The following is a 13,563-nucleotide window of genomic DNA, read 5'->3' as shown; positions in this document are numbered from 1 at the left end:
GCCCGGTTACATTCCGAACCCGGAAGCTAAGCCTCACAGCGCCGATGGTACTGCAGGGGGGACCCTGTGGGAGAGTAGGACGCCGCCGAACAATCATTCAAAGGGTTGGTCCCTGAACTTCGGTTCAGGGACCAACCCTTTTTTGTTGGTCGACACTTGACGTTCACATTCCGCTATGAGCATTGACAGCATGGGTGCTGCTGCAATACTCAGGGCCGCCGGCGTCGGAGTCGGTGACGAGGTCATCGTGCCGGCTTTCGGGAACATGGAGGTCGCCGAGGCGGCGACCCTGGCCGGTGCGCTCCCGGTGTTCGCCGACATAGATCCGGTGACCTACTGCCTCGACGTGTCCGCCGTCGAGGCCTCCGTGACGTCGCGGACGGCGGCCGTCGTGGCCGTGCACCGCTTCGGCCGACCGGCCGACATCGCCCGCCTCCACGCACTTGGACAGCGGCACGGCCTGCTCGTGCTGGAGCAGGGCGAGTCCGAGGCACCGTACGACGAGATCGCCCGGCGTCGGCAGCGTGCCGCGTACCTCGACGGGAAGCTGCGCGGGGTGCGCACACCCGACGGGGGCGACGGACACACCTACCAGCAGTACGTCGTCCGGGTCCCCGGGAACGGCCGGCCCGACCGTGACGCCTTCGCACGCGCCCTGCGCGGCAGGGGAGTTGACTGCCGGGTGCCGGTCAAGACGCCGGTGCACCGACTGCCCGAGTTCCGGCGCTGTGTGTCCCTGCCGGAGACCGAACTGGCCGCCGACGAGACGCTCGCGCTGCCCGTGGAAGCGTCCCTGACGAAGCGGGACATGCAGCGGATCGTGGCCGCGTGCAATGCGCTCGGAGGATTGCTCCAACCCGCCTTCTGAGCGAGTTGGGAGCACGGGTCTGTTCGGGGTATGCTCTATTTCGTTGCCGCGAGGGAAACCTCGAAAAAGCAACTGGCCCCTATAGCTCAGTCGGCAGAGCGTCTCCATGGTAAGGAGAAGGTCAACGGTTCGATTCCGTTTGGGGGCTCCACCAGAAAGGCCCCGCCCATCGGGCGGGGCCTTTCTCATGTCCTGCTCCTCGCCGCCTAATCGTGGTGGAGGCCGGGGACCCGCATCGCCAGGATCGCCATGTCGTCCGACGGGGCGTCCGAGGCGAAGCGCTCCACCGCGCGCATGATGCGCGCCGCGACCGCGCCGGCCGTCAGGCCCGTACACGTCGTGAGGACGTCGGCGAGGCCGTCGTCGCCCAGCATGCGGGTGCCTTCCCGGCGTTCGGTGACTCCGTCCGTGACACACAGCAGGACGTCCCCCGGGTCGAGGGTGACCGTCTGCTCGTACAGCTCCAGGTCCTCCATGACGCCGAGCAGCGGCTGGGGTTCGGCGGCCGCCTCGACCGTGCCGTCCTGGCGCAGCCGCAGCGGCAGCGGGTGACCGGCGCAGACCACCTTCAGTTCCGCGCTGCCGTCCGCCTGAGGGCGCATCTCGCCGTAGAGGAGCGTCAGGAAGCGGCTGCGGGCGCCCTCGTCGAGGATCGCCGAGTTGAGGCGCTCCAGCACGGCCGGGCCGCTGAGGCCCTCGCGGGCCAGCAGCCGCAGCGCGTGCCGGGCCAGGCCCGTGACCGCCGCCGCGTTCGGGCCCGTACCGCACACGTCGCCGATGGCGAAGCCGTAGGCGCCGTCGCTGATCGGGAACAGGTCGTAGAAGTCGCCGCCGACCTCGTTGCCCTCGCCGGCCGCGCGGTAGATGACCTCGACCTCGACGCCCTCGACGGTCGGCAGCTCGGGCGGCAGCAGGCTGCGCTGGAGCGACTGGCTGATCGCCGTGCGCTCGGAGTAGAGGCGGGCGTTGTCGAGGGCCAGGGCGGCGCGTCGGCTCAGGTCCTCGGCCAGCTCCAGGATCTCCTGGCGGAAGTGTTCGTCGGTCGGCTTGCCGAGCGTCAGCATGCCGATGACGCGGTTGCGGGCGACCAGCGGGAGGACCACCGTCTCGCCGCCCACCGCGGCCGCCGTGGCCAGCGTCGGACCGATGTGCGACGCGACATGGTGGATCGGAGTGCCGCTGCTCAGTCCGAGGCTGCGCATGGAACTGCGCAGGGCCGCCTGGTGGGCCAGCTCGCCCGGAGCCGACCAGACGCGCGCGCCCGGGGTCGGGACCGGGTCCGGCGGTGCGATCTTGGACAGGAGCGACTTGATGCCGTCGATCAGCTCCTCGTCCTCGTGCAGGACGTAGGACAGGTAAGGTTCGGAGGCCTGGTCGGCGATCGTGTACACGGCGCACCAGGTGGCCAGGGTGGGCACCGTCATCTGCGCCATCAGCGCCAGCGTCTGGTCCCGGTCGAGGGTGCCGGCCAGCAGGTCGGAGGCCTCGACGAGGAAGCTCAGGGAGCCTCGGCGCAGGCGCTCCAGCTCGCCCAGGCGGGCCGACTCCACCGCGAGCGCGATGCGGTCCGCGGCGAACTGGAGGCGCAGCGCCTCCTCGTTGGAGTATCTGCCCGGGGCCTCCGCGGCCACGCCGAGCGAGCCCGTGAGCCGGCCTTCGACCTTCAGCGGGACCGTCACGACCGAGCGCATGCCGGTGGCGTTCAGGAGGGGCACGGCGCCGGGGACGGCCGCGAGGTCCTCGTGGACGGCGGGCATCCGGGCCGAGCCGTAGCGGCCGGGGCCCGCCTCGACGGGGACCCGGGCGAAGCGCTGGCGTGCGGAGGGCAGTCCGGTGGAGGCGCGGACCTCCAACTCCGTCTCGTCGTCGGTGGCCAGGAGCAGGAAGGCGGAGTCGCCGTCGAGCATGTCGCGGGCGCGTTCCACCGTGCGCTGGAGGAGGCCGTCGAGGTCGTCCGGGGCCGGGGAGCCGATGAACACCTCGAAGGGGTCGGCGCCCTGGACGTCGGAGGAAGAGCCGGTGTCGGAGGCCGGGACGCGCAACGGGGTCTGCAGGACCGCGCGTTCGTGGTCGCGGACGAGCAGACAGACCGTGGACGGCTCGCCGCCGGTGTCGCGGACGCGCAGATGGGAGGCGTAGACCGGGATCACCCGGCCGCCCGCGGTGCGCAGGCCGTAACTGCCCTCCCAGCGTGAGAGCCGAAGGGCTTCGGCGATGCCGGTGCCCGTGCCGGGGGTGTGCGGCCAGGCGGCGAGGTCGGTGAGGGGCTTGCCGGTGACCTGGTCCGCGGCGTAGCCGAAGAGTTCCTCGGCGTCTTCGTTCCAGGCGATGATCGCGCCGTTGCGGTCGATCTGGACGACCGCGACGCGGACCCGGCCGTCGGCGAGCGGGAGCAGATGGGCGGGCAGCGCGGGGCCCGCGGAACGGGTGCCCACCGGGCGCGCGGGGAGGTCGAGTTGGAACCAGACGCTCTTGTGCGTCGGCGTGTAGTCGACGCCCCACCGGCCCGCCAGGGCCGCGCACAGCTGAAGTCCGCGCCCGCCCTCGCGGTCGGGGCTGCCCATGTTGACCGCGGTGCTCTGGAGCGGGATCTCCCGCTCGGGGTAGCGGTCGGAGACCTCGATGCGGGCGCCGTCGTCGCTGCGCAGGCACAGCACGTCCGCGGCCGTGCCCGCGTGGACCACGGCGTTGGTCACCAGCTCGCTGGTGAGGACCACCGCGTCGTCGACGATGTCGGCGAAGCCCCACCCCTGGAGGGTGTCGCGGACGAAGGAGCGGGCGGTCGCTACGGAGCGCCCGACGGGCTCGAAGCTGGCGGCCGCGCGCGCGGTGATCACAGAACTCCTCGGCCGGTCGTCTACGTGCAGGGTTCCCGGTCCGACCGGAGGGTGCGGGGCCTGCGAGGGCAGGCCGTCCGCCGGCCGGGGGTCCGGGGGCTGTCCCCCAGGGATCAGTCCGGTGGTCATGGTGTGCGGCCGCCCCTCCGATGCCCGCTGGTGCTGGTGCCACCGTCCAGACCGGACGCGCCGGCCCGGCTGGACAGCCGCATGCAAGGTTACTTACCTTCCCTGCCCGCGCGGATGCCGGTTCTCCGTGTTTCCGTCCGGAGGGTGTGCGGACGGTGTGCGAAGCTGCCGAACTGTTATGGCCTGGTTCGGCGAGGGTGAAACACTGGGCAAGCTTCCGGTGAAGGAACCGGCAGGCCGAGTGGGTACTGCGGATGGTGGGCAGCAGCCCCTCGGGCGGTCTGACCGCATCGGGCACAAGCAGGCAGCATCACACCGGGACGCCGATCAGGAGTGCCGGGGCACAGAGCGGCAATGGTCGACCCTTGCGGGAGGGACACAGTGGAGTCTGACGCACCGACGCGGGCCACGAAGGCGCGCGCGAAAGGCGGGCAGCCCCCTGGCAGCCGGGACAAGGGGCGCAACGGCACCACCACGGTGGACACGGCTGCCCTGAACCGGCTGCTCGTCGCTCTGCTGGCCATGAGGGACGGGAACTTCCGCAAGCGGCTCACGGTGTCCGGGGACGGCGTGATGTCGGAGATCGCCGCGGTCTTCAACGAGGTCGCGGACCGCAATCTGCATCTCACGGGTGAGCTGTCGCGGGTGCGGCGCATGGTCGGGCGGGAGGGAAAGCTCACCGAGCGCCTGGAGACGGGGGCCTGCGAGGGCTCCTGGGCGACCGCGATCGACAACTCCAACGCGCTGGTGGACGATCTCGTACGGCCTGTCTCCGAGGTCAGCCGGGTGTTGTCGGGGGTGGCCGAGGGTGATCTGTCGCCGCGGATGGATCTGCGGACCCAGGGGCCGGACGGGCCGGGGCATCCGCTGCGCGGAGAGTTCCTGAAGGTCGGGCGGACGGTCAACAACCTGGTCGACCAGTTGTCGACGTTCACCGACGAGGTCACCCGGGTGGCCAGCGAGGTCGGCACGGAGGGCAAGCTGGGCGGGCAGGCCCAGGTGCGCGGCATGTCGGGCTCCTGGAAGGACCTGACGGACTCCGTCAACACGATGGCGTACCGGCTCACCGCCCAGGTGCGCGACATCGCGCTGGTGACGACGGCGGTGGCCAAGGGTGATCTGTCCCGCAAGGTCACGGTGCACGTGGCCGGCGAGATGCTGGAGCTGAAGAACACCGTCAACACGATGGTGGACCAGCTCTCCGCGTTCTCCTCCGAGGTGACGCGGGTCGCCCGTGAGGTGGGAACCGAGGGCATCCTGGGCGGTCAGGCCCAGGTGTCCGGCGTCGACGGGGTGTGGAAGGAACTCACCGACTCGGTGAACACCATGGCCGGGAACCTCACGGCCCAGGTGCGGGGGATCGCGGAGGTGACCACTGCGGTCGCCAGCGGTGACCTGTCGCGGAAGGTGACCGTGCAGGCGCGTGGCGAGGTCGCCCGGCTCGCCGACACGATCAACCAGATGACCGAGACGCTGCGGGTCTTCGCGGACGAGGTCACACGGGTGGCCAACGAGGTCGGTGGCGAGGGGCGGCTCGGCGGACAGGCGAACGTGCCGGGTGCCGCGGGCACCTGGAAGGACCTGACGGACTCCGTCAACACCGTCTTCCGGAACCTGACCACGCAGGTGCGGGACATCGCCGCCGTGACGACGGCCGTGGCCAGCGGTGATCTGTCCCGCAAGGTCACGGTGGACGTGGCCGGCGAGATGCTGGAGCTGAAGAACACGGTCAACGGGATGGTGGACCAGCTGTCCGCCTTCGGCGCCGAGGTCACCCGCGTCGCCCGGGAGATCGGCAACGAGGGCGAGCTGGGCGGCCAGGCCCAGGTGCCCGGGGTCGCGGGCGACTGGAAGGACCTCACCGACTCCGTCAACACGGCGTTCCGCAACCTCACCGGTCAGGTGAGGAACATCGCCCAGGTGACGACGGCGGTCGCCAACGGTGATCTGTCCCAGAAGGTCACGGTGGACGTGGCCGGCGAGATGCTCCAGCTGAAGAACACCGTGAACACGATGGTGGACCAGCTGTCGTCGTTCGCCGACCAGGTCATCCAGATGGGCCGGGAGGTGGGTACGGAGGGCCGGCTCGGCGGTCAGGCGCAGGTGCCCGGGGTGTCCGGCACCTGGAAGGAGCTCACCGACTCCGTCAACTCCATCACCGGCAATCTGACGGCCCAGGTGCGGCAGATCGCGCAGGTCACGACGGCGGTGGCGCGGGGTGACCTGTCGCAGAAGATCACCGTGGACGCGCGCGGCGAGATCCTGGAGCTGAAGATCACCATCAACACGATGGTGGACCAGCTCTCCGCGTTCGCCGACCAGGTGACCAAGGTGGCCCGCGAGGTGGGCACGGACGGCCGGCTCGGCGGTCAGGCCCAGGTGCCCGGTGTCGCCGGCGTGTGGCGGGACCTGACCGACTCGGTGAACGGCATGGCCGGCAACCTCACCGCCCAGGTGCGCAACATCGCGCAGGTCGCCACGGCGGTGGCGCGGGGTGACCTGTCCCAGAAGATCACCGTGGACGCGCGCGGGGAGATCCTGGAGCTGAAGAACACCCTGAACACGATGGTGGACCAGCTGTCGTCGTTCGCGGAGCAGGTGACGCGGGTGGCCCGTGAGGTGGGCACCGAGGGCATGCTGGGCGGGCAGGCGGAGGTGCAGGGGGTCGCGGGCACCTGGAAGGACCTGACCCAGTCCGTGAACTTCATGGCGAACAACCTGACCATCCAGGTCCGCAACATCGCCGAGGTCACGACGGCGGTCGCCAAGGGCGACCTGTCGAAGAAGATCACCGTCGACGCCAAGGGCGAGATCCTCGAACTCGTCACGACCGTCAACACGATGGTGGACCAGCTGTCGTCGTTCGCGGAGCAGGTGACGCGGGTGGCCCGTGAGGTGGGCACCGAGGGCATCCTCGGCGGCCAGGCGCACGTGCCCGGTGTCACGGGCATCTGGAAGGACCTCAGCGACAACGTCAACCTGATGGCCAAGAACCTCACCGTGCAGGTGCGCAACATCTCCCAGGTCGCGGCGGCGGTCGCCAACGGCGACCTGACGCGGACGGTGACGATCGACGCGAGCGGTGAGGTCGCGCAGCTCGCCGACACCTTCAACACCATGGTGAAGACGCTGAGTTCGTTCGCCGAGCAGGTCACCAAGGTGGCCCGCGAGGTGGGCACGGACGGCATCCTCGGCGGCCAGGCGCACGTGCCCGGTGTGGCCGGCACCTGGAAGGACCTCACCGAGTCGGTGAACCAGATGGCGTCCAACCTGACCGGTCAGGTGCGCAACATCGCGATGGTGACGACCGCCATCGCCAAGGGTGACCTGACGAAGAAGATCGACATCGACGCGCGCGGTGAGATCCTGGAGCTGAAGACCACCATCAACACCATGGTCGACCAGCTCTCCTCGTTCGCGGAGGAGGTCACCCGGGTGGCCCGCGAGGTGGGCACGGAGGGCCAGCTCGGCGGTCAGGCACGTGTGCGTGACGTCGACGGCACCTGGCGCGACCTCACCGAGTCGGTGAACGAGATGGCCGGGAACCTGACCCGGCAGGTGCGCGCCATCGCGCGCGTGGCGGCCGCGGTGACCCGCGGCGACCTGAACCTGAAGATCGACGTGGACGCGTCCGGCGAGATCGAGGATCTCCAGGACTCGGTCAACAAGATGATCGCCAACCTGCGTGACACCACGATCGCCAACAAGGAGCAGGACTGGCTCAAGGGCAACCTGGCCCGTATCTCCGCGCTGATGCAGGGCCGCCGCGACCTGGAGGACGTCGCCTCGCTGATCATGAGCGAGCTGACCCCGGTGGTCTCCGCGCAGCACGGCGCGTTCTTCGTCGCCATGCCGCTGGTCGACGGCAAGGAGATGGGCGGCGGTGTCGACGACCGGTACGAGCTGCGCATGCTGGGCTCGTACGGCTACTCGATGGGCTCCATGCCGACGTCGTTCGGGCCGGGTGAGGCGCTGGTGGGCACGGCGGCCGAGGAGAAGCGCACGATCCTCGTGGAGAACGCGCCGAGCGGCTATCTGAAGATCGCGTCCGGGCTCGGCGAGGCGCCGCCCGCGCAGGTGATCGTGCTGCCGGTGCTCTTCGAGGGCAAGGTGCTCGGCATCATCGAGCTGGCGTCGTTCACGCCGTTCACGCAGATCCAGAAGGACTTCCTCAACCAGATCGCCGAGATGATCGCGACCAGCGTCAACACCATCTCGGTCAACACCAAGACGGAACGGCTGCTGAAGCAGTCGCAGGAGCTCACCGAGCAACTGCGGGAGCGTTCGGTCGAGTTGGAGCAGCGGCAGAAGGCCCTCCAGGCGTCCAACGCCGAACTGGAGGAGAAGGCCGAGCTGCTGGCCCAGCAGAACCGCGACATCGAGGTGAAGAACACCGAGATCGAGGAGGCGCGGCAGGTCCTGGAGGAGCGCGCCGAGCAACTCGCCGTGTCGATGCGCTACAAGAGCGAGTTCCTGGCCAACATGTCGCACGAGCTGCGTACGCCGCTGAACTCGCTGCTGATCCTGGCCAAGCTGCTCGCCGACAACGCGGAGGGCAATCTCTCCCCGAAGCAGGTGGAGTTCGCCGAGACGATCCACGGGGCCGGGTCCGACCTGCTCCAGCTGATCAACGACATCCTGGACCTGTCGAAGGTCGAGGCGGGCAAGATGGACGTCTCCCCGACGCGTATCGCGCTGGTGCAGCTCGTCGACTACGTGGAGGCGACGTTCCGGCCGTTGACCGCGGAGAAGGGCCTCGATCTGTCGGTGCGGGTGTCGCCCGAGCTGCCCGCCACCCTGCACACCGACGAGCAGCGGCTGCTGCAGGTGCTGCGCAACCTGCTGTCCAACGCGGTGAAGTTCACCGACTCCGGGTCGGTCGAGCTGGTGATCAGGCCGGCCGGGGCGGACGTTCCGCTGGCGATCCGGGAGCAGTTGCTGGAGGCCGGTTCGCTCGGCGCCGCGGACGCGCCGCTGATCGCGTTCTCGGTGACCGACACGGGGATCGGGATCGCGGCCGGCAAGATGCGGGTGATCTTCGAGGCGTTCAAGCAGGCGGACGGGACCACCAGCCGCAAGTACGGCGGTACGGGTCTGGGGCTGTCCATCTCGCGGGAGATCGCGCAGCTGCTCGGCGGCGAGATCCACGCGCAGAGCGAGCCGGGCCGGGGTTCGACCTTCACGTTGTACCTGCCGCTGCACCCCAGCGAGCTGCCCCCGCACGGGTACCAGCAGCCGGTGCCGGCCCTGGAGGCGGGCGAGCTGGTGGCGTCCGAGGGTGATCTGTCCGCGCTCTCCGAGGCGGAGGTCGAGACGCCGGCCGAGGTGAAGTCGTACCGGGAGACGCAGAACGGTCCGGCCGCGCTCTTCCGGCGCCGCCGCCGGGGCGCGCCGGGGCTCGAGCAGGACGGCGGGCAGCCGGAGCCGTGGCAGGTCGGGCAGGCGCCCGAGGCACGGCCGACGCCGGACTTCCGGTTCGGCGGCGAGAAGGTGCTCATCGTCGACGACGACATCCGCAACGTGTTCGCGCTCACCAGTGTCCTGGAGCAGCACGGGCTGTCGGTGCTGTACGCCGAGAACGGGCGCGAGGGCATCGAGGTGCTGGAGCAGCACGACGACGTGGCGGTCGTCCTGATGGACATCATGATGCCGGAGATGGACGGGTACGCGACGACCACCGCGATCCGCAGGATGCCGCAGTTCTCCGGGCTGCCGATCGTCGCGCTGACCGCGAAGGCGATGAAGGGCGACCGGGAGAAGGCGATCGAGTCGGGCGCCTCCGACTATGTGACGAAGCCGGTCGATCCCGATCACCTGCTGGCCGTGATGGAGCAGTGGATGCGGCAGTAGTGGCGGTATCGGTCGGAGTTCGTACGGGGCTGGTGTGGATGCGGCGGGATCCTCGGGAGTTCACACGGAGTTGCTGACGCAGTGTGCACGAAGCCGTGTAGAAGTACGGTATTCGGGGAACCTTCTGGTCTCCCGCTGCGTTTCTGCTACGTGCACAGTGACATCGCGGTGACAGGGTGTGGCGACGGGCGGGGTGCGGCTACCATGACCGGCACGAGGACGGACGACGCAAGGGAGTCGTCCGCTGGGGCGGCACCGGGTGGTGCTTCCCCAAGTCCTGCGGACCGGGGAGGCCCCATGCCGGGGCGAGGAGGGCGGGCCATGGTGCAGAAGGCCAAGATCCTCCTGGTCGATGACCGGCCGGAGAATCTGCTGGCGCTGGAGGCGATCCTCTCTGCGCTCGATCAGACGCTGGTGCGGGCATCGTCCGGGGAGGAAGCGCTCAAGGCGCTGCTGACGGACGACTTCGCGGTCATTCTGCTGGACGTCCAGATGCCGGGAATGGACGGTTTCGAAACAGCCGCGCACATCAAACGACGGGAACGGACCCGGGACATCCCGATCATCTTCCTCACCGCGATCAACCACGGTCCCCATCACACCTTCCGCGGCTATGCGGCGGGCGCGGTGGACTACATCTCGAAGCCCTTCGATCCGTGGGTGCTGCGTGCGAAGGTGTCCGTTTTCGTCGAGCTGTACATGAAGAACTGCCAGCTGCGGGAGCAGGCGGCACTGCTGCGGCTCCAGTTGGAGGGCGGCGGCAAGGCCGTGCCCGCCGGGGCGAAGGAGTCGCCCGGTCTGCTCGCGGAGCTCTCCGCGCGCCTCGCGGCCGTCGAGGAGCAGGCCGAGGCGCTGTCCAAGCAGCTCGACGACGACTCCGCCGACGCGGCGGCGGTGGCCACGGCGGCCCATCTCGAGCGCAAGCTGACCGGGCTGCGCCGGGCCCTGGACGCCCTGGAGCCGGGCACGGGCGGCACGACCCCGGTCCCGTCGCAGAACTGACGCGTGGTGAGGTCGCGGGTGCGTATGAACCCGCGTCAGTTCCGAGCCCCCGCAAGGACGACACGAACGGGTGAAGCATTGGGCACGCGTGTCCGTCGTCGTCTCCACCGGTAACCTCACACCTATGGCCTCACGTTCCTCCGCAGCCAAGAAGCCGCCCGCGAAGAAGGCGGCCGCTTCAGCGAAGGCTCCGGCGAAGGCCGCTGCCAAGAAACCCCCGGCGAAGAAGGCGCCCGCCAAGAAGGCCGCGGCGAAGAAGGCCGCGCCCCCCAAGCCGGCGCCGAGCCCCACCGGGGGTGTCTACCGGCTGGTGCGTGCCCTCTGGCTCGGCCTCGCGCACGCCGTCGGTGCGGTGTTCCGGGGCATAGGGCAGGGCGCGAAGAACCTCGACCCGGCGCACCGCAAGGACGGCGTGGCGCTGCTGCTGTTCGGTCTCGCGCTGATCGTCGCCGCCGGCACCTGGGCCGATCTGCGCGGTCCCGTCGGCGATCTCGTCGAGATCCTGGTGACCGGTGCCTTCGGCCGACTGGACCTGCTCGTCCCGGTCCTGCTCGCGGTCATCGCCGTGCGCTTCGTGCGGCATCCGGAGAAGCCGGAGGCCAACGGCCGGATCGTGATCGGCCTGTCCGCACTCGTCGTCGGCGTGCTCGGCCAGGTCCACATCGCCTGCGGCGCGCCCGCCCGCAGCGACGGCATGCAGGCGATAAGGGACGCCGGCGGTCTCATCGGCTGGGGCGCGGCGACCCCGCTGACGTACGGCATGGGGGACGTGCTGGCCGTGCCGCTGCTCGTACTGCTCACGGTCTTCGGGCTGCTCGTGGTCACCGCGACCCCGGTCAACGCCGTCCCGCAGCGGCTGCGGCTGCTCGCCGTACGGCTGGGCGTGCTGCACGACCCCGCGGCGGACGACCTCACCGACGACGACGAGCGGTACGACGAGCAGTGGCGCGACGGGCTGCCCGCGCGCTCCCGCAGACAACCGGGCGCCTCCCGGCCGGACGACCCGGACGGCGCGGAGCAGGAGGCGCTGTCCCGGCGTCGCGGCCGCCCCCGGCGCTCCGCGGTGCCGCAGCCGGACATGGGGCGGCAGCCGGACGCCGTGGACGTGGCCGCGGCTGCCGCGGCGGCGCTCGACGGCGCGGTGCTGCACGGAATGCCGCCCTCGCCGATCGTCGCCGACCTCACCCAGGGCGTCAGCGTCGCCGACCGCGAGCCGACCGCCCCGACGCCCGAACCGACGTCCGTACCGGCCGCGCGGCCCAAGCAGGAGCGGCTGCCGGTCGGGGCGGTCCCCGACCTGACCAAGGCGGCTCCCGAAGACACGCGCGAGCTGCCGCCGCGCGCCGAACAGCTCCAGCTCTCCGGCGACATCACGTACGCGCTGCCCTCGCTCGACCTGCTGGAGCGCGGGGGGCCCGGCAAGGCGCGCAGCGCCGCCAACGACGCCGTCGTCGCCTCGCTGACGACCGTCTTCACCGAGTTCAAGGTGGACGCCGCCGTCACCGGGTTCACCCGCGGGCCGACGGTCACGCGCTACGAGGTCGAGCTCGGGCCCGCCGTGAAGGTCGAGCGCATCACCGCGCTCACCAAGAACATCGCGTACGCCGTCGCCAGTCCGGACGTGCGGATCATCAGCCCGATCCCCGGCAAGTCGGCGGTCGGCATCGAGATCCCGAACACGGACCGGGAGATGGTCAACCTCGGGGACGTGCTGCGCCTCGCGGACGCGGCCGAGGACGACCACCCGATGCTGGTGGCGCTCGGCAAGGACGTCGAGGGCGGCTACGTGATGGCCAACCTCGCGAAGATGCCGCACATCCTGGTTGCCGGAGCCACTGGTTCCGGCAAGTCCTCGTGCATCAACTGCCTCATCACCTCGGTCATGGTCCGGGCGACCCCCGAGGACGTCCGGATGGTCCTCGTCGACCCCAAGCGCGTGGAGCTGACCGCGTACGAGGGCATTCCGCACCTGATCACGCCGATCATCACCAACCCCAAACGGGCCGCCGAGGCGTTGCAGTGGGTCGTACGGGAGATGGACCTGCGCTACGACGACCTCGCGGCGTTCGGGTTCCGGCACATCGACGACTTCAACGCGGCCATCAAGAACGGCAAGGTGAAGCTGCCCGAGGGCAGCGAGCGCGAGCTCAGCCCGTACCCGTACCTGCTGGTCATCGTCGACGAGCTCGCCGACCTGATGATGGTCGCGCCGCGGGACGTCGAGGACGCGATCGTGCGCATCACCCAGTTGGCCCGCGCGGCCGGCATCCACCTGGTGCTCGCCACCCAGCGGCCGTCCGTCGACGTGGTCACCGGCCTGATCAAGGCGAACGTGCCGTCGCGGCTCGCGTTCGCCACCTCCTCGCTCGCCGACAGCCGGGTCATCCTCGACCAGCCGGGCGCCGAGAAGCTCATCGGCAAGGGCGACGGGCTGTTCCTGCCGATGGGGGCCAACAAACCCACCCGTATGCAGGGCGCGTTCGTGACCGAGGACGAGGTCGCGGCCGTCGTCCGGCACTGCAAGGATCAGATGACCCCGGTCTTCCGGGACGACGTCGTGGTCGGCACCAAGCAGAAGAAGGAGATCGACGAGGAGATCGGCGACGACCTGGACCTGCTGTGCCAGGCGGCCGAACTGGTGGTCTCCACCCAGTTCGGGTCGACGTCCATGCTCCAGCGCAAGCTCCGGGTCGGCTTCGCCAAGGCCGGGCGGCTGATGGACCTGATGGAGTCCCGTGGCGTGGTCGGACCCAGCGAGGGGTCCAAGGCGCGTGACGTACTGGTGAAGGCGGACGAGCTCGACGGCGTGCTCGCGGTCATCCGCGGTGATTCTGAAGGATAATAGGGACACTGGCGCGCGTCGGCCGGTCGGCAGCG

At 70.0% G+C, this 13,563-nt stretch carries 5 protein-coding genes, 1 tRNA gene and 1 rRNA gene; 6 read left to right on the top strand and 1 reads right to left on the bottom strand.

Annotated features, from left to right (window positions below):
• The 3 genes from rrf to ACWC24_RS27365 all read left to right on the top strand — a co-directional run.
• Positions 1 to 91 (top strand): 5S ribosomal RNA (rrf, locus tag ACWC24_RS27375); the annotation flags it as partial.
• Between the two features lie 114 nt (positions 92 to 205).
• The gene (locus ACWC24_RS27370; protein ID WP_450665537.1) at positions 206 to 868 is read left to right on the top strand and encodes a DegT/DnrJ/EryC1/StrS family aminotransferase; all 663 of its coding nucleotides are present in this window, start codon (positions 206 to 208) and stop codon (positions 866 to 868) included.
• Positions 869 to 943: 75 nt separating this feature from the next.
• Positions 944 to 1,019: transfer RNA gene (locus ACWC24_RS27365), tRNA-Thr, on the top strand.
• 55 nt (positions 1,020 to 1,074) lie between these two features.
• On the opposite strand, the gene ACWC24_RS27360 is transcribed toward ACWC24_RS27365, so the two are convergent.
• Positions 1,075 to 3,834, bottom strand: coding sequence for a SpoIIE family protein phosphatase (locus ACWC24_RS27360; protein ID WP_450665532.1), 2,760 nt, complete (start codon positions 3,832 to 3,834; stop codon positions 1,075 to 1,077).
• 381 nt (positions 3,835 to 4,215) lie between these two features.
• Here ACWC24_RS27360 and ACWC24_RS27355 point away from each other — a divergent pair, with 381 nt between their 5' ends.
• The 3 genes from ACWC24_RS27355 (at position 4,216) to ACWC24_RS27345 (ending at position 13,528) form a co-directional block, all read left to right on the top strand.
• Complete coding sequence (locus ACWC24_RS27355) at positions 4,216 to 9,684, top strand: HAMP domain-containing protein (RefSeq protein ID WP_450665531.1); 5,469 nt, start codon at positions 4,216 to 4,218, stop codon at positions 9,682 to 9,684.
• Between the two features lie 321 nt (positions 9,685 to 10,005).
• The gene (locus tag ACWC24_RS27350; RefSeq protein WP_450665530.1) at positions 10,006 to 10,686 is read left to right on the top strand and encodes a response regulator; all 681 of its coding nucleotides are present in this window, start codon (positions 10,006 to 10,008) and stop codon (positions 10,684 to 10,686) included.
• A 124-nt stretch (positions 10,687 to 10,810) separates the two neighbouring features.
• Complete coding sequence (locus ACWC24_RS27345) at positions 10,811 to 13,528, top strand: DNA translocase FtsK (RefSeq protein ID WP_450665529.1); 2,718 nt, start codon at positions 10,811 to 10,813, stop codon at positions 13,526 to 13,528.
• The last annotated feature ends 35 nt before the right edge of the window (positions 13,529 to 13,563 follow it).

The sequence above is a fragment of the Streptomyces sp. NPDC001443 genome (genome assembly GCF_053597355.1).
This window is presented reverse-complemented; position numbering and strand designations above follow the sequence as displayed.

Excerpts from the sequence above, each read along its gene's own strand:
- ACWC24_RS27360 (WP_450665532.1), bottom strand. The coding sequence starts at position 3,834 with ATGACCACCGGACTGATCCCTGGGGGACAGCCCCCGGACCCCCGGCCG.
- ACWC24_RS27350 (WP_450665530.1), top strand. The coding sequence starts at position 10,006 with ATGGTGCAGAAGGCCAAGATCCTCCTGGTCGATGACCGGCCGGAGAAT.
- ACWC24_RS27345 (WP_450665529.1), top strand. The coding sequence starts at position 10,811 with ATGGCCTCACGTTCCTCCGCAGCCAAGAAGCCGCCCGCGAAGAAGGCG.